The 21583-nt window shown below is 48.5% G+C and carries 21 protein-coding genes and 1 rRNA gene; 6 read left to right on the top strand and 16 right to left on the bottom strand.

Annotated elements, in window-relative coordinates; genetic code table 11:
* Window positions 1–103 (top strand): 5S ribosomal RNA (rrf, locus tag M0415_RS15140); the annotation flags it as partial.
* A gap of 217 nt (window positions 104–320) precedes the next feature.
* On the opposite strand, the gene hemB is transcribed toward rrf, so the two are convergent.
* From hemB to rraA, 12 genes are all read right to left on the bottom strand, one after another.
* Complete coding sequence (gene hemB, locus M0415_RS15135) at window positions 321–1331, bottom strand: porphobilinogen synthase (RefSeq protein WP_011624289.1); 1011 nt, start codon at window positions 1329–1331, stop codon at window positions 321–323.
* 9 nt (window positions 1332–1340) lie between these two features.
* The gene (locus tag M0415_RS15130; protein ID WP_249556346.1) at window positions 1341–3218 is read right to left on the bottom strand and encodes a sensor domain-containing diguanylate cyclase; all 1878 of its coding nucleotides are present in this window, start codon (window positions 3216–3218) and stop codon (window positions 1341–1343) included.
* Window positions 3211–4014 carry a TatD family hydrolase gene (locus M0415_RS15125; protein WP_249556345.1) on the bottom strand — a complete coding sequence of 268 codons (804 nt, stop codon included), beginning with the start codon at window positions 4012–4014 and terminating at the stop codon, window positions 3211–3213. The genes M0415_RS15130 and M0415_RS15125 overlap by 8 nt, the downstream gene beginning before the upstream one ends.
* On the bottom strand, window positions 4014–4544 hold the full coding sequence (locus M0415_RS15120; protein ID WP_249556344.1) for a hypothetical protein: 531 nt from the start codon (window positions 4542–4544) through the stop codon (window positions 4014–4016). Before M0415_RS15120 ends, M0415_RS15125 begins: the two co-directional genes overlap by 1 nt.
* Window positions 4545–4588: 44 nt before the next feature.
* Entirely contained in the window at window positions 4589–5338 is a 750-nt protein-coding gene (gene tatC / locus M0415_RS15115; RefSeq protein ID WP_249556343.1) for a twin-arginine translocase subunit TatC, read from the bottom strand.
* Between the two features lie 3 nt (window positions 5339–5341).
* Window positions 5342–5785 carry a Sec-independent protein translocase protein TatB gene (gene tatB / locus M0415_RS15110; RefSeq protein WP_249556342.1) on the bottom strand — a complete coding sequence of 148 codons (444 nt, stop codon included), beginning with the start codon at window positions 5783–5785 and terminating at the stop codon, window positions 5342–5344.
* Between the two features lie 6 nt (window positions 5786–5791).
* A complete protein-coding gene (gene tatA, locus M0415_RS15105) occupies window positions 5792–6049 on the bottom strand; it encodes a Sec-independent protein translocase subunit TatA (protein WP_011718485.1) in 258 nt (85 codons plus the stop codon).
* Window positions 6050–6108: 59 nt separating this feature from the next.
* Window positions 6109–7758 (bottom strand): ubiquinone biosynthesis regulatory protein kinase UbiB, encoded by a 1650-nt coding sequence (gene ubiB / locus M0415_RS15100; protein ID WP_011718484.1) that lies wholly within the window; start codon window positions 7756–7758, stop codon window positions 6109–6111.
* Entirely contained in the window at window positions 7755–8375 is a 621-nt protein-coding gene (locus M0415_RS15095; protein WP_249556341.1) for a ubiquinone biosynthesis accessory factor UbiJ, read from the bottom strand. The genes ubiB and M0415_RS15095 overlap by 4 nt, the downstream gene beginning before the upstream one ends.
* Complete coding sequence (gene ubiE / locus M0415_RS15090) at window positions 8375–9130, bottom strand: bifunctional demethylmenaquinone methyltransferase/2-methoxy-6-polyprenyl-1,4-benzoquinol methylase UbiE (RefSeq protein WP_249556340.1); 756 nt, start codon at window positions 9128–9130, stop codon at window positions 8375–8377. The genes M0415_RS15095 and ubiE overlap by 1 nt, the downstream gene beginning before the upstream one ends.
* Before the next feature lie 241 nt (window positions 9131–9371).
* Window positions 9372–10424: a formimidoylglutamase gene (locus M0415_RS15085; protein ID WP_249556339.1), complete on the bottom strand. Its 1053-nt coding sequence runs from the start codon at window positions 10422–10424 to the stop codon at window positions 9372–9374.
* A gap of 130 nt (window positions 10425–10554) precedes the next feature.
* Window positions 10555–11040, bottom strand: coding sequence for a ribonuclease E activity regulator RraA (gene rraA, locus M0415_RS15080; RefSeq protein WP_011624278.1), 486 nt, complete (start codon window positions 11038–11040; stop codon window positions 10555–10557).
* Between the two features lie 323 nt (window positions 11041–11363).
* Between rraA and M0415_RS15075 the strand changes: the two genes are divergently transcribed.
* The 4 genes from M0415_RS15075 to M0415_RS15060 all read left to right on the top strand — a co-directional run bounded on the left by M0415_RS15075 (window position 11364) and on the right by M0415_RS15060 (window position 15330).
* The gene (locus M0415_RS15075; protein WP_011073879.1) at window positions 11364–11612 is read left to right on the top strand and encodes a YgjV family protein; all 249 of its coding nucleotides are present in this window, start codon (window positions 11364–11366) and stop codon (window positions 11610–11612) included.
* A gap of 355 nt (window positions 11613–11967) precedes the next feature.
* Window positions 11968–12480, top strand: a complete 513-nt coding sequence (locus M0415_RS15070) for a phosphatase PAP2 family protein (protein WP_249556338.1) — start codon at window positions 11968–11970, stop codon at window positions 12478–12480.
* 73 nt (window positions 12481–12553) lie between these two features.
* Entirely contained in the window at window positions 12554–13594 is a 1041-nt protein-coding gene (locus tag M0415_RS15065; RefSeq protein WP_086902284.1) for an MJ1255/VC2487 family glycosyltransferase, read from the top strand.
* A gap of 140 nt (window positions 13595–13734) precedes the next feature.
* Window positions 13735–15330: a thioesterase gene (locus tag M0415_RS15060; protein ID WP_249556337.1), complete on the top strand. Its 1596-nt coding sequence runs from the start codon at window positions 13735–13737 to the stop codon at window positions 15328–15330.
* Between the two features lie 36 nt (window positions 15331–15366).
* Here the strand turns inward: M0415_RS15060 and M0415_RS15055 are convergent, their stop codons facing one another.
* The 4 genes from M0415_RS15055 to M0415_RS15040 all read right to left on the bottom strand — a co-directional run bounded on the left by M0415_RS15055 (window position 15367) and on the right by M0415_RS15040 (window position 20196).
* The gene (locus tag M0415_RS15055; RefSeq protein ID WP_249556336.1) at window positions 15367–15978 is read right to left on the bottom strand and encodes a DedA family protein; all 612 of its coding nucleotides are present in this window, start codon (window positions 15976–15978) and stop codon (window positions 15367–15369) included.
* A gap of 171 nt (window positions 15979–16149) precedes the next feature.
* Window positions 16150–17070: a manganese-dependent inorganic pyrophosphatase gene (locus tag M0415_RS15050; RefSeq protein WP_011624271.1), complete on the bottom strand. Its 921-nt coding sequence runs from the start codon at window positions 17068–17070 to the stop codon at window positions 16150–16152.
* A gap of 143 nt (window positions 17071–17213) precedes the next feature.
* Window positions 17214–17675, bottom strand: coding sequence for a NanQ anomerase/TabA/YiaL family protein (locus M0415_RS15045; protein WP_011624946.1), 462 nt, complete (start codon window positions 17673–17675; stop codon window positions 17214–17216).
* Window positions 17676–17802: 127 nt separating this feature from the next.
* Entirely contained in the window at window positions 17803–20196 is a 2394-nt protein-coding gene (locus M0415_RS15040) for a TonB-dependent receptor plug domain-containing protein (RefSeq protein ID WP_249556335.1), read from the bottom strand.
* 307 nt (window positions 20197–20503) lie between these two features.
* Here M0415_RS15040 and M0415_RS15035 point away from each other — a divergent pair, with 307 nt between their 5' ends.
* Window positions 20504–21559, top strand: a complete 1056-nt coding sequence (locus M0415_RS15035; protein ID WP_086902278.1) for an alpha/beta hydrolase — start codon at window positions 20504–20506, stop codon at window positions 21557–21559.
* Window positions 21560–21583: the final 24 nt, after the last annotated feature.

Genomic DNA, 21583 nt, shown 5'->3' with positions numbered 1-21583 from the left:
GCATTGTGGTCCCACCTGATCCCATCCCGAACTCAGAAGTGAAACGCAATCGCGCCGATGGTAGTGTGGGGTCTCCCCATGTGAGAGTAGGTCATCGCCAAGCGCCTAATTAAACAATAAAGCCAGCTGAATAAGCTGGCTTTATTGTTTTTGGCTTTTTCAATTTATTCTATTCTTCCTTTTATTCGCCTCTGCGAAAACTATACTCATTGCCTGCTTATCGATTTGAACGATAAAGAGTCGTTCCAAGAGCTTTGTTCGAGCCAATAAAAAGGGCAGCGTATGGCTGCCCTATGCTTAGAATTGTTTTCTAAACCCGATTATTTAGCTTCTTTTAGCCACTGTGCTGCACGTTTGGCAAAGTAGGTTAGGATGCCATCTGCGCCAGCGCGTTTGAAGCATAGCAGCGATTCCATGACGATGGCCTTTTCCGCTAACCAACCATTTTGAATGGCCGCCATATGCATGGCATATTCGCCACTCACTTGGTATGCGAAAGTGGGCACTGCTAATTCGGTTTTTACGCGGTGAACGATATCTAGGTAAGGCATACCAGGCTTCACCATCACCATGTCTGCGCCTTCTTGGATGTCTAGCGCAACTTCATGCAGCGCTTCATCGCTGTTGGCCGGATCCATTTGGTAGCTATGTTTATTGCCACCTTTTAGGTTGCCTGCTGAGCCGACGGCATCACGGAAGGGACCATAGTAGCTTGAGGAGTATTTGGCTGAATAGGCCATGATTTGGGTGTTTACATGGCCTGCAGCTTCCAGGGCTTGGCGAATCGCACCAATACGACCATCCATCATGTCCGATGGCGCAACAATGTCTGCACCCGCTTCGGCATGGGATAATGCTTGTTTCACTAAGATCTCAGTAGTGATGTCATTCAGGATATAGCCTGTTTCATCGATAATGCCGTCTTGACCGTGGGTTGTAAAAGGATCTAAAGCCACGTCAGTCATGATACCCAGCTGTGGGAAGGCCTTTTTCAGTTCACGCACGGCGCGTTGCACTAAAGCGTCGGCATTGTAGGCTTCTTCTGCCATCAGCGATTTCTTCTCTGCTGGCGTAACTGGGAACAGGGCAATTAACGGAATACCGAGTTCGACTAGCTCTTCGGCTTCTTTTAACAGTAAGTCGATAGAGTAGCGCTCAACCCCTGGCATTGAAGCAACTTTTTCACTGCGATTAGTGCCTTCGAGCACAAACATGGGATAGATCAAGTCATTGACTGTTAGATGGTTTTCAGCCATCAGGCGACGGCTAAAGTCATGTTTACGCATGCGGCGCATTCTGCGCTGAGGGAAGGCACTGGTAATGATGTTCACATTAGACTCCTAAGTAGGTTCTGTTTGTGCTGGCGCATACAATTTGACTTGATTGCGTCCGCTATTTTTTGCCTGATAGAGTGCCTTGTCGGCTTGCTCTAATAATTCGGTACTGTGTTGGTCGTTACTGATCACGTCGGCACTGACACCGATACTCACGGTCAAGGGAATGGGCTTTCCTTCCCATGCTAGGCCGATGCTAGTCACTGCATCTCTTATGCTTTCAGCGACTTGAATGGCGCCGTCCGCAGTCGTATTGGGGAGAATAATAGCAAACTCTTCACCACCAAAACGTGATACTAGATCGGTTGGTCGTTTTAAATGTTGCTGCAAGGTTGTCGCTATCACTTTTAAGGCCTGATCCCCTGCTAGGTGGCCGAATTGATCGTTAATCGATTTAAAGCGGTCGATATCCAGCATCAGTAAGGCGATGGGGGTTTCTTGGCGACGGCTGATCCGGCTCTCAGCGAGCAGTCGTTTATCGAAGGCGCTGCGGTTTTTCACACCGGTTAAGCTATCGATAGTGCTCTGCTCAGTAAGCTTCTGGTTAACCTCATGTAATTCGCGCAGGGTGATCTCAAGCTCTAATGTGCGCTCCTGCACCATCTGTTCGAGTCTTTCATTGGTTTCAGCTTCCACTTTTAAGGCTTCTTCGCGCGCACTACGGATCTTTTGCGCTTGCTTGAGGGCCTCTTGTTGAATGCGGAGCTTAGATTTACGCTCATCGTTATAGCGGATGGCGAGTACCAGCGACATAAAAATGATTTCGAAGGTGAGCCCAAGCATCACCGGCGTTTGCGGCTTGATATTAAACTCGATAACACTCAAATAGAGTAGGCTGCTGATGCAGGCGCCGGTAAGCATACTCACCCAGCCGATGGTATAGAGCTTTGCCAGCTTTTGACCGTTAATGGCTTGTATGATGGCGAGTATCATCATGATGATACTGAGTATCGCTACCGAGATTATCTCGATATACAGCACGGTTCCGTAGCGCAAAAAGGGGACTAAAAGACCCACAAGAATAATGTAGACCGCGCTGTAGCGGCACATTAATAACATCCGGCGGTTATAGTATTTCAGTTGCAGGATTTTCTCGGTGAACATTAAGGCAAAGGCCATCACCAGAGGTAACAGCACGGGCACCATCAGTTGCTGTAACGCGGGCCAATTAGGCCAGAGAAATCGGAATGCATAACCATTGATAGTGGCCACTAATAGCGTCATGCATAGGACATAACCTGAGTAATAGCTATAGCTGAATGAACCAGAGGCCAAGGCGATAAACAGACTGAAAATCCCTATCGCGGCGAGCACGCCGAGCTGAAAGCCATGCTCAACGGCAGTCGATTCGGCAATTTGAGCTAAATCATTGGCTGACCAAAGGCTGAGTGGTACTGCGGCACTGCCTTCGGTAACGATATGCAGATAGAAGGTATGTTGCTCATTGCTGCTCAGTTTAAAAGGATACAGAAAGATATTGCTCGGAAGTGGGCGGTTCTTATAGAGCAGTGTATCCCCCATCTCTGTGGTGTTGATGAGTTGGTTATTAACCAAATGGAAGACGGTCACTCTATCCAATAACGGATTATCGAGGGCGAGAATGCGTGCAAGACTCTCATCACCACTCGTAAGATTTACTCTCAGCCAAAAATCATGTTGGCTGAGGCGTTGAATATCATCGCTGGTAAACTTGTGCCATTGCGACTTGGGCAACGCCTGAATATCGCCTAGCTGAGGGTTAGCATTGGAGTGCGTCACCATCAACCACGGGGTTAGGTTTAGTGGTGTAGGCGTGTGCTCATTTATGCTCATTGTATTGGCAAAGCTGCCAAATGATATGAGCATACCGAGTAACAAAACCAATAGGCTGCCGAACTTAGCCATTCGCTTGACTCAAATTAAAAAAGGTTAGGCTATTTTGATAGCACTGTTTGGCAAATTCGGCCGCATTTTCACCCCGCAGATTGGCAATATATTGCGCGATGTAGGGCAAGTACTCGGGTTTATTTTTACTGGACTTAGGTTTGGGCCGCATACTGCGTGGTAGCAGGTAAGGGCTGTCCGTTTCAATCAATAAACGCTCTTTCGGAATAAACGGGACGAGCTCGGCAAGTTCTTGGCCGCGCCTCTCATCACATACCCATCCAGTAATGCCTAGATGTAGATCGAGCTCAATATAGGCTTCCATTTGAGCCTGGGTGCCAGTAAAGCAGTGCAGTAATGCGCCGCTGAGATGGGGGCGGTATTCTTTAACAATACTCAAAAAATCAGCGTGGGCATCTCGTTCATGCATGAGTACCGGCTTTTTGAGTTCAACCGCGAGTTCGAGCTGGTCGATAAACGCTTGGCGCTGGGCCGGGCGAGGGGAGAAGTCCCGGTTGTAGTCTAGTCCGCATTCGCCGACGGCAACGACTTGTGGCGCTTGGCAAAGCTGGGTTTGTAACTGTTTGGAGTCTGCTTGCCATTCGCGAGCATGGTGGGGATGTACGCCTGCGGTGCAGTAAAGCTGTTTGGGATACTGTTGGCATAATTGAATGGCGGCGGCGCTTTCGGTTAAATTGCTGCCAATAACAATTAACGGCGAAACCCCTTGGTCCGCCGCTGCTTGTACGATTTGCGCTATGTCTGGTTCGAGTGCGCTGCCAAGCAAGTTGACAGCGATATCTATATAAGATGACATTATTTTAGGCGCTTTACCCTCACCTTAGCATTACGACTTTCAGTGCCCATTAAGAAAGAGCCAAGCGCGGCTTTTTCGATAAATACCTTTTCACCGACTTTTAGATTGAATTTACGGTTTTCGGTTTGTTTCCAAACTTGGCCATTGGTAAAGGTAACTTTTAAAGCGCCGTAGGCATCTTCTGCAATTGACTCCACATCGAGATAAATCTTGTCGGTCGTATTTTCTTGGACGCGTTTAACTTCCATACCGAAATTATCTTCGACATTGGTCGTGGCAGCTGCAACAGGTGCTGCAGTCGCCACAGCTGCAGGGGCTGCTGCGGGTGTGACAACAGGGGCGACAGCTATCGGTGCCGTGGTGTTATTGGTCACTGTGGTGACTTGAATGCTCGCTGCGAGGTTGTCATAACATACCAAGCGCTCGAGCTTGTCCGTTATCCCTGCACACTGAGTTAATTGCTGCTCAATCGCGGCATTAGCCTGTGAAGATACCAGTAACACTGCACCAGTCAGTAAAGTAAAACGCATCCCAGTTTCCTTATTATTATTTTCCTCTAATGCCGATTAAGGCATTAGTCGTTCGTTGATTTTTCTTCGTCGGACTCGTCATCAGCTTTACTGTAAAAACGAGCCGCAAATAATCCGCCTTCGAACAATAACAGCATTGGTACGGCAAGCATAGTCTGGGAGATAACATCCGGTGGCGTTAACAGCATGCCCACTACGAATGCGCCGACAATGATATAAGGGCGTTTTTGTTTGAGATCTTCAGGCGTGGTGACACCCGCCCAGCAAAGCAGGACTACGGCAACCGGGATTTCAAAGGATAGGCCAAAGGCAAAAAACAATTTCAGCACAAAGTCGAGATAGCTGCTGATGTCGGTTGCCACTTGCACACCCTCGGGGGCCGTGTTGGCGAAGAAGCCAAATACCACAGGGAATACAACGAAATACGCAAAGGCGATCCCTAAATAAAACAGCACTGTGCTACTGAAGAGTAGCGGCATGACTAAGCGTTTTTCATGCTTATACAAACCGGGCGCCACGAAGGACCAAATTTGATAGAGCACGTAGGGTACTGCCACAAAAAAAGACAGGACTAACGTCAGTTTGAAAGGGGCGAAGAAAGGTGCGGCGACATCGGTCGCAATCATGCTGCCACCTAAGGGCAAAGACTGCATTAAAGGGATTGCCATGTAGTGGTAAATATCATTTGCCCAATACACGCTACAAATGAACACGATTAACACACTGGCAATGGATTTAAGCAGCTTGGACCTGAGTTCAAGCAAATGGCTGATAAGTGGCTGCTGTTGCGACATGAATTATCCGTTAGCTTTCGGGTTGGAACGGGTATCCTCGCCCTGATTGGACTCGCTAGTGGGGGCGGAGGAAACCGAAGGACTCGCCTCTGTAGAAACACGCTGGCTCGCAGGGTTGTGGATCTGGTTTTCCGGTGCGGGAACATCTTGCACTTGGTAAGGGCGATTCACTGACTGTGCTGCTTGCTTTAACTGGTCGATCGACTCTTGCAGTTCGGGTGAGAGGTTAGATAGACCTTTACTCTCTGCTTTTTTGAGGTCGGCGTGCAACTGCTCGATCTTTAGCTCTTGCTCAAGTTCTTCTTTGACTGAGTTGGCCATGCGTTTCATCGCGCGGATCCAACCTGTTACTGAACGTACTGCAACCGGTAGACGTTCGGGGCCAAGTACCACAAGCCCCAGAACACCGATCAGCAGCAGCTCCATAAAGCCGATACCGTCAAACATAAAGAGTTACGCCTGTTCTTTGTTAGACTCAGGTTTCTTTTCAGTCGCCTGTTGGGTTGGTTGTGCAGTTTGTGCTGTTTGCACTGATTTTGCTGCTTCAGCATCTTCTAACGCTTTTTTATCTTCATCTGAAGACATGGCGTTTTTAAAGCCCTTAACAGCACCACCTAAATCACCACCCAAAGAGCGTAATTTCTTTGTTCCAAACAATAAGACAACGATTAACGCGATGATAAGAAGTTGCCAAATACTAATGCCACCCATGAAGGTATCCTCTTAATTGATATCGGTTCTATTATGAACCTCTGATTAATTAGTGCTAGCTAAAATTTACGATTCTTTGGCCTAGATCGCCATCCGATAATCCACAACACCGCGCCTGAAATCAGACACACGTAAGGGCTCCACAGTGTAGCGTCTTGGTTGAACAATAACGTGCCGCAGATCAATAAAATTGCAGAAGTGATGAGCAAGTAATTACTCTTGTGTGCTTGCTGCTGATATTTCAGATACTTATCTAGCATTTGTTGCTGAGAACTCAGCAATTTCCTGCCTAATTTAAGGTTATCGTAAATTAGCTCAGGGAATTCCGGAAGCTTATCAGACCAATATGGCAGTTTTGTGGATACCTTTTTAAACATTGCCTTAGGACCCACTTGCTCGGCCATCCACTGTTCTAAAAAGGGTTTCGCCGTTTGCCAGAGATCCAGCTGTGGGTAGAGCTGACGTCCTAAGCCTTCGATATAGAGTAATGTCTTCTCCAGCAGCACGAGCTGAGGTTGCACGACGATATCGAAGTGGCGTGCGGTGCGGAACAGTTCTAATAACACATGGCCGAAGGATATTTCATCTAAGGGCTTGTTAAACATAGGTTCACAAACCACCTTGATGGCTTGTTCGAAGGCTTGCAGATCGGTTTTTTCCGATACCCAACCCGACTCGATATACAGCTGCGCGATACGGTGGTAATCACGATTGAAAAACGCGAGGAAATTTTCCGCTAAATAGCGCTTATCGACTTCGCTGAGAGTGCCCATAATGCCGCAATCAAGGCCGATATAATAAGGATTCTCGGGATGTTCGCGGGAGATAAAAATATTCCCTGGATGCATATCGGCATGGAAAAAGTTATCGCGGAACACTTGGGTGAAAAACAGCTCCACGCCACGCTCGGCCAAGAGTTTAAAGTTAGTGCCCTGTGCCTTCAGCGCGGCGATATCCGACACCGGAATACCGTAAATGCGCTCCATCACCATTAAACGTGGATAGCAAAACTCTTCGTAAACATACGGAATATAGAGCGCGTCTGAGTCGAGGAAGTTATTGCGCAGCTTAATGGCATTGAGTGCTTCAAGCTTAAGATTGAGCTCACCTAAAATAGTCACGCGGTAATCTTCAATCACCTCAGAGGGGCGCAGGCGATTCCCTTCACCGAGGAGATAATCGATGACCTTAGCCGTTTGCGACATCAACAATAAGTCGGCTTGGATTTTAGTTTCTACATTCGGGCGCAGCACTTTTAATACCACGGCCTTGCCGTTGGATTTAAGCGTGGCGGTATGCACTTGGGAAATCGAGGCTGAGGCTAATGGTGTTTCGTCAAAGTCGTCGAAGTAGCTCTCGATGGGGGCTTTAAGTTCGGCTTCAATCGCTTGACGCGCCAAAGCGCCATCGAAGGGCGGAACTTTATCCTGCAACATGGCAAGCTCATTGGCCCACTCATCGCTGAGTAAGTCACGGCGGGTTGACAGCATTTGCCCGAGCTTAATATACACGGGGCCAAGCTCTTGCATCGCCAGCTTTAAACGCTCGCCACCGGATTTGCCTTTGTGCTTATTGCGGATCCAAAAAAGGCTGTTGCGTGCGAGTTTAAAGTACCAAGGGGTCATCTTTGGCGGTAATACGTCATCTAACCCATATTGCAGTAGGGTTTTAATGACATGATAACCGCGGCGGATACTGGCAAGGGTCATGGCTTAATTTGGTCTCTTAATTTGGCAATCCGTTGTTCGAGCGCACGAGTATCGTCAACTAAGTCATCCATTTGATCGCAAAAATGAATGAGTTCAATCCGGTGTGGCGCAAGGCGATATTCTTCGATAGCGAGTTGCCCCAAATGCGAGCGGGTCTTACGCAGCACTTCAAGTGCTAAGGTTTTAGCCTGTAGTCCTGTGCTCAGCAGTTTATGGGTCGGCCCATCGCCTAAATAGCGCGACAGTGGCTCGGCAAAATCAAACTCTATGCTACGCAGATAATGACTGAAGCTTTGTAACAGATTGAGGTCACCTTCGAGGCTGAGCTTATCCTGTTTGATGAGTTCGGTGAGGTTAGCACCTTCTGTTACGCGATAGAGCGTCGTGGCATCGGCATGCAGGCTGACATCCACATCGCCTTCATAGCGACTCAGCACTTGGATTTCTTTAGCGAAGACCAAGTAAATTGGCCAACTGAGTTGTGATAATTGAATGCGAAAGACTTTGCCATGTAACTGACGCTGGCGTGCGTAGGCGTCGCCAGCTTGGGTCTGAAGTTGCTTCAGACCCGTCTCAATGGCGGCGCAGGCAAGTAACACCACTTCTTGCGGCATCATTAGAATTTATAACCGCGGTGCAGGGCAACAATGCCGTCGGTCATGTTGGTGTAATCGACCTGTTCAAAGCCCGCCTCGACCATCATTTGCTTGAGGGTCTCTTGGTCTGGGTGCATACGAATCGACTCGGCTAAATACTCATAGCTGTCAGCGTCTTTAGTAATGATTTCACCCATTTTCGGCAGCACTTTAAAGCTGTATAAGTCATAGACTTTACGCATCAATTCGTGTTGCGGCTTAGAAAACTCTAACACTAATAACTTACCGCCTGGCTTAAGCACGCGGTTCATTGAACGCAGCGCCGCGTCTTTATCGGTCACGTTACGCAGACCAAAGGCGATAGTGATGATATCGAAGTGGTTATCGGGGAAAGGCAGCGCTTCGGCGTTGGCTTGCACATAGCTCACATTGCCAACGATGCCGCGGTCACGCAGTTTAGTGCGACCCACTTTCAGCATAGAATCGTTGATATCCGCTAATACCACTTCACCTTTTTCGCCCACTAAATGGGAGAACTTAGCGGTTAAATCGCCAGTACCACCTGCAAGGTCGAGTACTTTCATGCCGGGGCGCGCGCCAGAGACTTCAATGGTGTAACGCTTCCAAAAACGGTGAATACCGAAGGACATAACGTCATTCATGATATCGTACTTGGCGGCAACCGAATGAAACACGCCGGCAACGAGATCGGCCTTTTTGTCCGCCTCTACGGTTTTATAACCAAAGTGGGTATTTTTAGATTCGCCCTCAGACATCAATGTATTCCTATTGTTTTGCAAAGTATTAGTGGCGAGTGTAAGCCATCGCCTGCATTTGCTGAATCTTTGATCTATCACTCTGTGATCGAGTTAGTAAACTCTCCTCAAGGCGTTGGCTTGAGGCGTTTGGCATTGGCCAATGTTGAGTGCGCCTACCCGATAAAATGGATTGGCATTAGACCACAATATCAGGATTTGGTGAATAGCTTAGCGCCCACAAGGGCGCAAGCTTAACATGCTATTGGGCTAAAAAATGACGCCTTGCCTGCACATAGGCATAGATTAACTCGCTGATACTCTGGCCGACATCCCTAAATCCGGCTTCAATACCCGCCTCATGGCAGCTCGGCGCGGCTTCGGCCAAGTGCAAATAAGCACAGGGGCAGTGGCTGGCGATATAACTGATATAGTGCGCGGCATCCAGCAGTGGAATGCCCGCCGCCGTTGAGGCGCTGCTGGGCATTTTTGCAATGGCATCGACATCGAGCTCTAATCCAACGGGCAGGGCTGTATGATTGAGTTTGCCGGCAATCTCCTGCAGCGCCTCAGTGAGGCTCACTTCGCGGCGCACCCAGATCTGTTGCAGGCTATGCCAAGTGCCACCAAAGTCAGACAGTTGCTGTAAATTTGCCTCGCTGTTTTTCAGCTCGTGTAAGCCGAGCACATGGTAATAACCCAGCGCGCCGCGATCGGCGGCATAACTAAAGCCGTTACCGCTGTGGCGTCCTTCTAGTAGACGAAAATCACTGTGCGGATCTAAATTCACCGCGGCAACTTGGCGTTGATAATGGGCCGAAGTCGCCATTAACAGACCATAGGCATTGTTGTGGCCGCCGCCAATCACTATGGGCTCAAGCCCTGCGGCTTGTATGGCGCTAACGATGCTAATCACCCGTCCATCGAGTTGCTCAACCGCTTGGCGTAGATGGGTTAGGCTCGCGCCTTCGCCATCTTGCGCCTGTAATTGCAGATCCGCCGTATGAACTTGCCCTAAAATCAGGCATTCGGCGCCCGAAAGAAAACGATTCGACTGTAAATTCAACCATTGGCGCATGCTGGTGGTAAAGGCATCGGTGGCGCCACCTCTGCCTAAGTTTGCTCTAGGCCCGATATCTTCCCCGACACCCAGAATGGCAAATTGAGCCCCGTGGGCTTTGGCGGTGGCGAGTATCGCCTCGAGCGGATGTTCGTGATTGGCCAAATGTACACATTGACCAATTTTGGTTTCACCCGCTCTTGGGCTCACTAAGCTGGCGACATCGGCTTGAGTAAATGGAATAAATTCAGACATGGATTCGTATTCTTATCGGTAGGGACTGGGATATTGTGGCGTACCCAAGGACGAATATTCAATGGGACTTAGCGAAAAACAGCCAATAAAAAAGCCAGCTTAGCTGGCTTTCTTGATAAGCAATTTGTCATTACTCAATGTCGAGTGGTTCTGGCGACAGGATAATGCCGGTGTTATCGGCATAGATATGATCGCCTGGGAGGAAGGTCACGCCGCCAAAGTTGACCGGAATTTCCACTTCGCCCACTGAATTGCCATCGGCACCCACTGGAATCGAGGCAAGGGCTTGAATGCCGATGTCCAACTCTTCCAGTGCATCCACATCGCGTACTGAACCGTAAACGATAATGCCTTCCCAGTTGTTGTTGACTGCGATTTCAGCGATAGAAGCATCGATCAGGGCGCGGCGTAATGAGCCACCACCGTCAACCAGTAAGACTTTACCTTGGCCATCTTCTTGTAAGACCTCGGTGATTAGGCCGTTGTCTTCAAAGCACTTAATTGTGCTGATAGAACCGCCAAAAGAGCTACAACCACCGTAGTTACTGAACATGGGCTCGACTACATCTACGACATCTAAGTACATGTCACATAGTTCTGAGGTGTTGTATTCCATATTTACACTCCTATTGATCCGCGTTGCGTACAGTTTAGCGAGTTTACGCCAGTATAAAAGGGATTACTGAAAAGAAAAGTGTTATCAATCACGGTATTGTTGCACTTGGGGGTTAACACTTCTGTTGTAAACTTTCGTCACTTAACAGGGGTTTGTCCTCAAAACTTGATATCGGTCATTAAATAACGGTTTTTTATTACAACTCTGTTGCGTGTTTTGGTATTATATCCCAAGTTTAAATTAACTTACTTAACTTAATTTGCTTTAGGGGCAAGGACCCCCCGGTACGCTTATGGACGGTAGAGGGCCTTCGAGAGGTGCCTATGGAAGCTGTAAACACAATTGAAATTATTGGTTATTTTGCCTCAGTGATGGTGGCAATTTCACTTATGATGAAGAACATCATCTGGTTAAGATGGTTAAACTTTGTCGGCTGTACCCTGTTTGTTATCTACGGCGTATTTATTTCAGCCTGGCCAGTTGCAGGTATGAACGCTTTCGTAGCCTGTATTAATATCTATCATCTGACGAAAATTTACCGCGCCAAGGCGTTGGAACAAGCCGTCGCTTGAAGGTTTTCTGACAGTGTTGCCCGTTCTTAGCATCAGGGCAGCACTGTATCTCCCCGCACGTTTTCCTCTTTTTGCAGTCATTACTCCATTCATCGCGATTTATTTCAACTGCGCGAATGTCATAAAACTTTAGGCCTGATGTCACTTTGCCGTCATCGGGAGTTCTTAGTCTCAGCTTAACACTAAGTACTTAAGCAATATCTGTTTAAGTCGCCATAGGGTTTAGCGTGGGGTTCTATCGTGAAATAGTCGTCTGACAGGGCGTTAAAACATGCAGACGCTAACGGTTGTCGAGAGAATGCACTCATTAACATCGCCATGATACTCGCTGGCATGCCAGCAAGGAGCCTGTTTTATGTTGAGTTACATTACAGACTTAGATAAGCGCATGTTTTATCGCATTGTGGGTTTGAGCCAACGTCATGGTGTTTATGATTGGGCGAAGCGGATATCGGCAACTGGGGATGGACATGTGTATCTGTATCTTGCCGTCGGGTTGATGCTGACACACGCCCAAGGACAGAGCCTATTCAATCTGCTGTTAGCTAGCTTTTTGATTGAATTACCGCTGTACTTATTACTCAAAAATAGTATTCGCCGCACTCGGCCCTGCCACGCCTTGGTTGGTTTTGAGAAGGGATTCGAGCCTTCAGATAGATTTAGTCTACCTTCGGGGCACACGGCGGCCGCCTTTGTGATGGCCACGAGTGTGGCGCAGGTATATCCCATGGCGGCACCCCTTGCCTACGCTTGGGCGCTCTGTATTGGAACCTCACGTATTGCGCTAGGGGTGCATTACCCTTCAGATATTGCTGCCGGCGCCCTGTTAGGTACTGGGGCTGTATTGCTGGTACATCCCGTGATTTAACCCAAATCAGGCGCATATTCGTTAGGTACCTCCTTGATTCACCGCTCTTTCATTCAAAGTTAAAGGATAAGCAATGCGAATACTCTACGGAGTTCAAGGCACAGGGAATGGCCACCTAAGTCGTGCTCGAGTGATGGCAAAAGCCTTAATTGAGCACAATATTCAAGTCGACTTTTTGTTTTCGGGGCGCAAGCCTGAACATTTTTTCGATATGGAGTGTTTTGGGGAGTATCGCGTACAAGCGGGAATGACCTTTGCGACCCACTCAGGGCGAGTGAATGTGTCACAAACGGTGAGACAAAATTGCTCCTTGTCATTGCTTAAGGATATCCAAGCATTAGATTTGAGTTGCTATGACCTAGTGCTGAATGATTTTGAACCCGTATCCGCATGGGCAGCGAGGCGCCAAGGCGTCCCCTCTATTGGTATAAGTCATCAAGCGGCCTTGACTCACCCAGTGCCTAAGTTGGGGAGCACTTGGTTTAATGAGTTGCTACTCAACTATTTTGCGCCAGTGGACGTGGCACTGGGGTGTCATTGGCATCATTTTGGTTTTCCGATCCTACCTCCCTTTGTCGAGGTCGATGCCAGTCCCATAGAACATACCCATCAAATTTTGGTGTATTTACCCTTTGAAGAGGCGGATGCGATCGCCGAATTTTTTAAGCCTTTTACGGATTATCAGTTTTTGGTGTATCACGCTAAGCAGCCGACTGCACCGCTTGCCGACCATATTCAATGGCATGGTTTTAATCGTGACGGATTTAAACAGCACTTAGCGAGCTGCGGTGGAGTGATTGGTAATGCCGGATTTGAGTTGGCGAGCGAGGCGCTGACCTTAGGGAAAAAGTTGTTGGTCAAGCCGCTGATTGGTCAATTCGAGCAGTTATCGAACGTGGCAGCGCTGCAATTATTGGGCGCGGGTGACAGTATGATGAGTCTGGACATGGGCGTGGTCAAACGTTGGCTCAAGGCGGCATCGCCAAATCCCATCGCCTATCCACAGGTAGGGGATGCCTTAGTGAAATGGATTTGTAGCGGTCAGTGGCAACATACAGCGCCATTGTGCGATGACCTTTGGAGCCAAGTGAAGCTGCCCGACACCTGGCGCTAACTCGAGCAAAGCTTGATGATAAAAGGCATCGTCGGCTCTAGCTGGAAATTTGGGGTTAGCGTATAATTTGGCCAATTTTGCTGTTAGCCCCAGCAGCGTGTCTATATTGGTCTAGTCTGGCCACAATTTAGTTGTCATAAATGAGCCTTAAGAAGTTTACTCAGTACAAGTTACTGTTTTTAATGTTGTTGTCCCTCGGTATTTTACTTCCTTTTATTCCTGACCAAGCCTATCACATTCCCGGCCCTGATATTGCTACGCAAAATCTGCATGTGATTGAATTTAATGATCAAGGTCAGCCACATAACGATGGACAATGGCAAGGGCTCAAGGCGCGGATTTTACAACCCAATAATGGCACGGCTCCCGAGTTGCTGATTTTTGTCCACGGTTGGCACCATAGTGCGAATCCGACGGACGAAAACTTTGTCGCGTTCGAACAGTTTTATCAACAGATGGCGGCATCCGACTCCCAGCGTAACCTATTGGGTTTATACATAGGTTGGCGTGGTGACAAGCTGGATCCCTTCTGGCTCGATGGCTCAGAAGATGCTACCAGTTGGATTGAGCCGCTGGATTTCCCGACTATTTTACAGCGTAAAGCCGTGGCCAAACGCATTGGGCAAACCGGGCTATCGCAGTTGCTGGATAAGCTGGATGGGTTAGTGGCTGAACATCAATTACTGCGTTATACCGTGATTGGCCACAGTCTTGGCGGCTTAGTGGTGCTGCACGCCAGTAAAGATAGAATCAAGGCGGCCATCGATAATGAGCAGGATAATCCGAATCTTTTCTTACTGTTAAACCCCGCCGCGCCGGCGCAGGATTTTAAACCACTCGATACGCTGATGAGCTTAGATCGGCAAAAACCGAGTATGGTGGTGCTGCAATCTAAGGGCGATTTTGCGGTAAAAGAGGCCTTTAATTACATCAAGGACGGCGAGCGGGCGCTGGGTAACTCTTGGGCTATTACCCATGATATTGATAAATGTTCTGGCGGTAATTGTTCGACGCCGATGAAGATGCCTTCGGCATTAATGGCTCACGATCAAATTCCAGGTTGTATGATGACCTTGCCGCATTCTGGCTGGAAAATCCGTGCTCGCCTGCAGGCGCGGCGCAGCGTGCAAACCTGTCCAGACGCCAATATGCAGGCTGTATGGGTGCTGGCCGTGTCCGATGAAATTGTCTCTGGGCATAATGGTATTTTAACGTCGGACCACGCCAAAGCGCTGTCCGAGGTGATGGGAATGATTGATTTATATCGAAATCAATTGCCTAAACATGCGGTCGAAAGCCCTGCGAATGAAGATTTAGCCACGTTGGCGCCCGACTCGGAAGCTGCAAGCTCGTCGGATACGCAAACCGGCACCCCAGCAGAACCCGTAGTGTTAGTCGAGCCATTACCTGAAGGCGAACAACCTAAGCCACAATCTTCAAAAGAGTCACAAGAGACGCCAGAGAAGCAAACACCGATTGAGGAAGGTTTGCCGATAGTGCCACCATCAGATGATCGCACCCCGCCGCAAGCGATGGATGGCAAGTCGAATGAAGTGAGTGGGGACACTAAACAAGAGGAAGCCGAGACCACGGTAAAGCCGCCAGCCATTAATGCTGAGTCTCAAACTAATGTGCAACCTCAAATTAATACAGAGCCCCAAACCGAGATAAATACCACTAAGGATACTCAACCTAATGAACCAACTCAGCCTCAACCTAAGGTTGAGACTGAGTAACTTAGGAGTTGCTTACCGAATGTAAGCGTATGAGCTTTACTGATTTTTAACCTGAAATTTACGCCAACTAAAATGAAGTAAAAGGGCTAAAAGCAGGCTAACGATTGCCCATGTCGGGTATTTATGTTGATGATAAAACGTGAGTATTGGGGCGATTTCATCGCGGATTAACACTGGGCCTAAGCCAAAAAGCGTTACCCAAATGCTGGTGGCGAGTAGGTTGCCCATCACGAATTGCTTAAAGGGCATTTTGGCTAGCCCACAGCCAATAAACATAAACTGCTTAAGCCCTTCGACAAAGCGGCTGAGCACTAATGCGGCTATGCCATACTGGCCAATCACACTGTGGATCTTGTCCTCAAGCTGCGGCTTAATCCAGCCTTTTCGCAGCAATACCTCACCGAAGCGGCGACCGATAAAGTAGCCCAAACTGTTGCCACTCAGGGCGGCGACGCAGGCAACGATTAAGACTAATGACAGCGACATTTGCCCCGTAGCGGCCAGTAAACTGGCGACAATCAGTAAGGATTGTCCCGGTGCAGGAATACCAAATCCCTCGACGGCGATGGCCACAAAGAGCAGCAGATAACCGTATTGCTGCAACCAAGGTGTCATTTCGGTGATAAGGTGTTGTAAGGCTTCTGGCATGATTAAAACAGAGTGCGAGAATGAATCATCCCATCTTACTCGGCACAGCCAAATTTAGGATAGCTTTATGAGCAAAGTTTCATGCCGATTTTATGGAATGGCGCATATTCAAGGCACAAAAAAGCCGAACTGAGTTCGGCTTTTTATGCATAACAACTTAATGGTCGCTTATTAAGCGAAAGCGGCCTGCAGTTGTGGCACAACTTGCTTCTTACGGCTTAATACGCCGTCTAACCACACTTTGCCATCGACTGGGGTTTTACCGTAGGCACGGTTAACCAGATCGGCATCGTCAGAAACCACTAACAGCTCTGAGCCTTCTTTCATAATGTCAGTCAGCAGTAACAGTACGCTGTGACGGTTGCCTTCAACCTTTAGGGCTTTGATATCGGCTTCCAGCTCGGCTTTGATTGAATCAAATACAGACAGATCAATTACTTCTAACTGGCCGATACCCACTAAGTTACCGTTCATGTTGAAGTCTTTAAAGTCGCGCATCACGAGATCGCGTGCTGGCGTGCCTTCAACAGCCGATTTTACCTTGAACATTTCCATGCCCAGCGCTTTAAAGTCTTCAACGCCAGCGATTTCGGCTAAGGCCTCAACGCAGCGGATGTCGGCTGTAGTGCAGGTAGGCGATTTGAAGATCACTGTGTCGCTCAGGATGGCGCACATCATGATGCCAGCGATATTTTTAGGGATGGCAACTTGGTGGAAGTCGTACATCATCTTAATGACTGTGTTGCTGCAACCAACAGGGCGGATCCAGCACTCTAAAGGCGTATCAGTGGTCAGATCGCCTAATTTGTGATGATCCACAATACCTACGATAGTCGCTTGAGCGATATCGTCCGGTGCTTGAGTCAGTTCAGAGTGGTCAACAATGTAGACCTGCTCGCCAGCATAGCTGGTTTTGTATTCTGGCGCTTCAAAGCCAAAACGTTCCAGAATAAAAGCGGTTTCGGGTGATAACTCACCTAAACGTGCGGCAACGGCTTCTTCACCGATTTGGTTTTTTAAATAAGCTAACGCGATAGCACCGCAGATTGAATCAGAATCGGGGATTTTGTGACCGACAACGTACATAGGCATTTCAGGGACTCTCCTTTAAATTTGTGGCAATTTTAACAATATTTCGCCCGATTCGGAAATAGCCAAAGCGCATATCACTGCGCCCTTAAGTCGCTATTCCACTAAAAACCGACCGATGGCTGTGGCCATCATTCACACAGCTGTTAGATCTTCACTTTTATCACGACTTTACGCACCGCTGTCGGTGTATCACTCGTGCCGGGCATATGCATATCGCCGGGGAAAAATAATGCGAACATACCCGCCTTAAGTTGAATGTAGGAGGCGTTGGCTTTATTCGACTCGTAATCAAACTCGGCGTAATCGTGCTTTTCGAAATAAGGTTTTGAGGGTGTTTGGTCGGCCAATGGTAGATAGCCAAACTCTTCTTCGCCACTGACCACATACTGCACATCGATGTATTTTTGATGTACTTCAAAGGGTTCGGTCGATTGTGGCTTGGTGTGGTAATCGTTGACTATTACGAAAATATCTTCGCCATCGAGGGGATAATTGCCAACGGGCAGTTGGCTAAAGTCAGTGCTGGCAAGATGCGCTAATGCCGTGGCAATGCGTGGGCTGAGTGATTGATAAATATGGCGATTAGCTAAGGTATCGACAATCATGGGGTACTCGATATGGCGTAAGTAAATGAGTGAATTGTAAAGATTATAATCAGTTCACCGCCGTTAGAACATAAGCGATAGACATAAAAAAACAGGCCATAAATGGCCTGTTTTCATTGTTTGCGGCTTAGTAAGTGTACTTGGCCTCGAGGAAGTAGTATCCCCCATTAAATCCAAACGGTGTGTTGGTTAACGGATAGACGAAAATACCATTGAAGTTATTGTCATCAGGGCGTTTTTCAGGATACACATCAAACAAGTTTTGTACGCCAGCGGTGAAGCTTAAGGCATCGGTTGCGGCGTAGCGCACGGATAAATCCATCACCCATTGGTCACTGTAATTCACATCACCCGTTGAGTAACCCACAGTGTAATCGCCGAAGTAGCTGAGGCGAATATTAGTCTTAAAGTCACCTAATTCATGGGTCAGACCTAGGTTACCCGTATTGTGCGGCGTGGCCGAGGTCATGCGGGTTTGTTCGATATTATCGAAGAGTTTAGGGCCGAGTCCGTCCAAAATTTCAGGGAAATGAATATCTTGGATTTCAGTTTTGTTATAGGCGTACGCCAAGTTGGCGCGTAAATCGCCCCAGTTGCCGAGATCAAAATCTTGGCTCACCACTAAATCAACGCCGCGAGTACGGGTATCAACGGCGTTAATAAAGAAGCGCGCCGATTCCGCATTGGTATTGGCCAGCGCCGCCGCAACAGCTGGCGAGTCGTTTGGTGTCACTGAGCTTGAGAGGATAATCCTGTCATCGATTGAAATCTGATAGGCATCCAAGGTCAGGGCTAGACCCGTATCATTGGTGTAGACCAAGCCTAAGCTGAAGGATTGCGATAGCTCTGGGTCGAGCTCGTTAATGCCTAGGGCTTTAGTCACTGGCGATAAAGTGTTGAAGGTGCCTGATTCTGTTGGCACTAATTGGCCCGTAGTTGGATCAGGATTGAACAGGGTCGAGATATTGCTGAAGTACAGCTGTTGTACGCTCGGCGCTCTAAAGCCTGTGTTCACTGTGCCGCGCAGCGCTAAATGGTCGGTGAAGTCGTAACGGCCCGCGAGCTTCCAACTGGTGTTGCCGCCAAAGTCAGAATAGTTTTCGTAACGCAGCGCCGCCGCCCAATAAAACTCAGTAGTTAACTGGTTTTCAAGCTCGACATAAACACCGGTATTGTCGCGAGTTTCATCGACTTCTGACTCAGGCGTAAAGCCAGTGAAGCCTTGGCTACCCGCTGCACGGTTATCATAACCGCCATTGATATAAGAGTTGGGTTCACCCGCCTCAATCTGATAACCGTTTTGGCGCCAAGAAACACCCGTTGCCACTAAGATCTCTGAATCATTGGCAAAGTTATAGTAGCGTGAGGCATCGATATTCAGGTTTGCTTCGCTGGTGGACAGGGTGCCCGCATCGAATTCCGTCGGGCTATCTGGGCCGAGTGATGCGTTTAGGGTGTTCACAATATTGTATTCGAACGAGTTACCGCCATAGCCCGCTGAGGTATCGATATTCCATTCACCGAGAGTGAACTCATAGCCTAGGACTAATGATGAATCGATGATCTTAGGATTGATCTGCGGTAAAAAGCCGTCGGGATACAGCTCGGTCAAGTTACGAGCATCGAGTGCGCGGCGATAAAATGCACCGGATTTGGTTTCACGCTGGCTAATGCCACCAAAGGCATAGAGTTTACTGTCGCTTGAGAAAGGCTGCGCCGCGTTGATAAATAAGCCTAAGTTATCGTATTCGGCGTCGCCCACTTGGTGGCTCTTGCGGTTGAAAGTCGCTTCACGCGGATCATCCGAACCGTCTGGCAGCTTAGGATATTGTTGGCGTGGATCTAAGCCTGCGCGGTTGGTGCTGTCTTTATGGTGAGCTTCAACGCCAATATTCACAAAACCGTCGTTGTTTAGGCTGATCCCGTGGTTCACACCAACGCGCCATTGTTCACCGTCACCCAGATAGGTTTGTCCGGCTTGAGCCGAGACGCTACCGCCTTGGTCGTTGTCTTTTAAGACTACGTTAATAACACCGGCAATCGCATCTGAGCCGTATTGTGCCGAGGCGCCATCACGCAGAATTTCGATGCGTTTAATGGATGTCATCGGGATTGCGTTCAAATCGACGTTAGATGAGCCCTTGCCGACAGTGCCACTTAAATGCACCAGCGCCGAACCATGGCGGCGTTTACCGTTTACCAGTACTAGCGTGTGGTCTGGCGACAGGCCGCGTAAGCTGGCAGGACGCACCGCGTCTGAGCCATCGGTGACCGATGAAAAGGGGAAACTGTAACTTGGCGCGGCAAATTGCAGCGCCTTAGCCGTTTCGGTCATACCGGTGGATTCGAGTTGCTCCGCGGTAATGATATCGACGGGGGCAACGCTGTCAGTTGCGGTGCGTAGGGCGATCCGCGAGCCAACCACTTCAATTTTCTCAAAGCTGCTGGCCTGCTCTTCTGCGTGTACGACAGGAAAAAACAAAGTTGAAGATACTGCTAATGCGATAACGGCTGGACGCATAAAACCTCTCAATGTGGAGTAACCTTTAGGCTGGAACGAAAACATTGAACCAACGAAAGTAACAATTCGATAGGACAAAGGTTATCACTGTAACAATTGTTACATCTAGACGGAAAAGAACTAACTCAGAGCTTACTGTTCTAGATAATTCTTTAAAGCCAGTCGAATATGTCGCCATAGGAGAAGTGATGGGCTAAGTGAATAAAATCATCTAGATCCATTAGGCATGCTGAAGGTTTATCGCGCTTGGCGACTGTGTTTTAATGGCGCTAAACCTCAGGTTTGAGGCTCTTTAAGGAGTTAAGTTTTGCCCGCATTACGCTTTCTCGCAGGTCCTACGGCCTTTAACATTATCAGGGAGCAAGGTCTGCATCCCGATGCTTTTACACAACTATTGGCGGCATCCGGTGGGCCCAAATGGTTAGGGATTGCGGGTCTTGATAAGTATCTCTTCACGGAATTCTTTAAGCAGCGAAAGACACCGCTTTATACCTTAGGGGCTTCTTCTGGGGCGTGGCGTTTAGCCTGTTTGGCGCAGCAGGATCCACTACAAGCCTACGGACGTTTAGAGGATTACTATATTGGCCAGCGGTATGAAACTATACCGACACCGCAGGAAGTGAGCGAGCAGGTGAAGGGCATAGTCCAAGGCATTCTCGGCGAGACGGGCGGGCGCGATATAGTGAATCATCCCTTTATACACAGCCACTTAATTGCATGCCGGGCTAAACATATCAATCGTCTTAGCCATAAATTGCCCTTGGCTGCAGGGCTAGCGATGACGGCCGCGACCAACCTCATTAGCCGCAAAACCTTGGGCTGGCATTTCGAGCGAGTGGTTTTTAGTCAGCAAGTGGCATCATCGCCCTTTAAGCAACTTGATGATTTACCCAGCCAGCAGGCGCTGCTCACCGAGACCAATATGAATTCAGTGATGTTAGCGACGGGATCTATTCCCCTAGTGCTTGCACCCGTATCTCAAATTGAGGGCGTTGCCACAGGGCAATACTATGATGGTGGCATCACCGACTACCACTTCGATTTGCCCTTATCCCATGCCACGGGCTTAACCTTGTACCCACATTTTTATCCCCATATGAGCCCTGGATGGTTCGATAAATCCTTAACCTGGCGTCGTGCACGCACCAATTACCATAACGCCTTGGTACTGGCACCTTCGGCGGAGTTTGTGGCTTCGCTGCCTTTTGGTAAGGTGCCCGACCGTGAAGACTTTAAGCAATTGGATACGGCGCAGCGGATGCAGTATTGGCGCCGATCTGTTGCCTTGAGCGAGCGCTTAGCCGATGAATTTGCCGAGGTGTATGAAAAAGGAAATATCGCCGCACACTTAGCACCGCTGTAAGGCGAGAGCGGCAAGCAAGCCTAA

It is taken from the genome of Shewanella sp. 10B (assembly GCF_023475885.1).
Classification (GTDB): domain Bacteria; phylum Pseudomonadota; class Gammaproteobacteria; order Enterobacterales; family Shewanellaceae; genus Shewanella; species Shewanella mangrovisoli.
This window is presented reverse-complemented; position numbering and strand designations above follow the sequence as displayed.

Excerpts from the sequence above, each read along its gene's own strand:
- M0415_RS15075 (WP_011073879.1), top strand. The coding sequence starts at position 11,364 with ATGGAAGCTGTAAACACAATTGAAATTATTGGTTATTTTGCCTCAGTG.
- M0415_RS15095 (WP_249556341.1), bottom strand. The coding sequence starts at position 8,375 with ATGATGCCGCAAGAAGTGGTGTTACTTGCCTGCGCCGCCATTGAGACG.
- M0415_RS15070 (WP_249556338.1), top strand. The coding sequence starts at position 11,968 with ATGTTGAGTTACATTACAGACTTAGATAAGCGCATGTTTTATCGCATT.
- ubiE (WP_249556340.1), bottom strand. The coding sequence starts at position 9,130 with ATGTCTGAGGGCGAATCTAAAAATACCCACTTTGGTTATAAAACCGTA.
- M0415_RS15065 (WP_086902284.1), top strand. The coding sequence starts at position 12,554 with ATGCGAATACTCTACGGAGTTCAAGGCACAGGGAATGGCCACCTAAGT.
- M0415_RS15130 (WP_249556346.1), bottom strand. The coding sequence starts at position 3,218 with ATGGCTAAGTTCGGCAGCCTATTGGTTTTGTTACTCGGTATGCTCATA.
- M0415_RS15125 (WP_249556345.1), bottom strand. The coding sequence starts at position 4,014 with ATGTCATCTTATATAGATATCGCTGTCAACTTGCTTGGCAGCGCACTC.
- tatA (WP_011718485.1), bottom strand. The coding sequence starts at position 6,049 with ATGGGTGGCATTAGTATTTGGCAACTTCTTATCATCGCGTTAATCGTT.
- M0415_RS15050 (WP_011624271.1), bottom strand. The coding sequence starts at position 17,070 with ATGCCTATGTACGTTGTCGGTCACAAAATCCCCGATTCTGATTCAATC.
- tatC (WP_249556343.1), bottom strand. The coding sequence starts at position 5,338 with ATGTCGCAACAGCAGCCACTTATCAGCCATTTGCTTGAACTCAGGTCC.
- M0415_RS15045 (WP_011624946.1), bottom strand. The coding sequence starts at position 17,675 with ATGATTGTCGATACCTTAGCTAATCGCCATATTTATCAATCACTCAGC.
- ubiB (WP_011718484.1), bottom strand. The coding sequence starts at position 7,758 with ATGACCCTTGCCAGTATCCGCCGCGGTTATCATGTCATTAAAACCCTA.
- M0415_RS15040 (WP_249556335.1), bottom strand. The coding sequence starts at position 20,196 with ATGCGTCCAGCCGTTATCGCATTAGCAGTATCTTCAACTTTGTTTTTT.
- tatB (WP_249556342.1), bottom strand. The coding sequence starts at position 5,785 with ATGTTTGACGGTATCGGCTTTATGGAGCTGCTGCTGATCGGTGTTCTG.
- rraA (WP_011624278.1), bottom strand. The coding sequence starts at position 11,040 with ATGGAATACAACACCTCAGAACTATGTGACATGTACTTAGATGTCGTA.
- M0415_RS15120 (WP_249556344.1), bottom strand. The coding sequence starts at position 4,544 with ATGCGTTTTACTTTACTGACTGGTGCAGTGTTACTGGTATCTTCACAG.
- M0415_RS15060 (WP_249556337.1), top strand. The coding sequence starts at position 13,735 with ATGAGCCTTAAGAAGTTTACTCAGTACAAGTTACTGTTTTTAATGTTG.
- M0415_RS15085 (WP_249556339.1), bottom strand. The coding sequence starts at position 10,424 with ATGTCTGAATTTATTCCATTTACTCAAGCCGATGTCGCCAGCTTAGTG.
- M0415_RS15055 (WP_249556336.1), bottom strand. The coding sequence starts at position 15,978 with ATGCCAGAAGCCTTACAACACCTTATCACCGAAATGACACCTTGGTTG.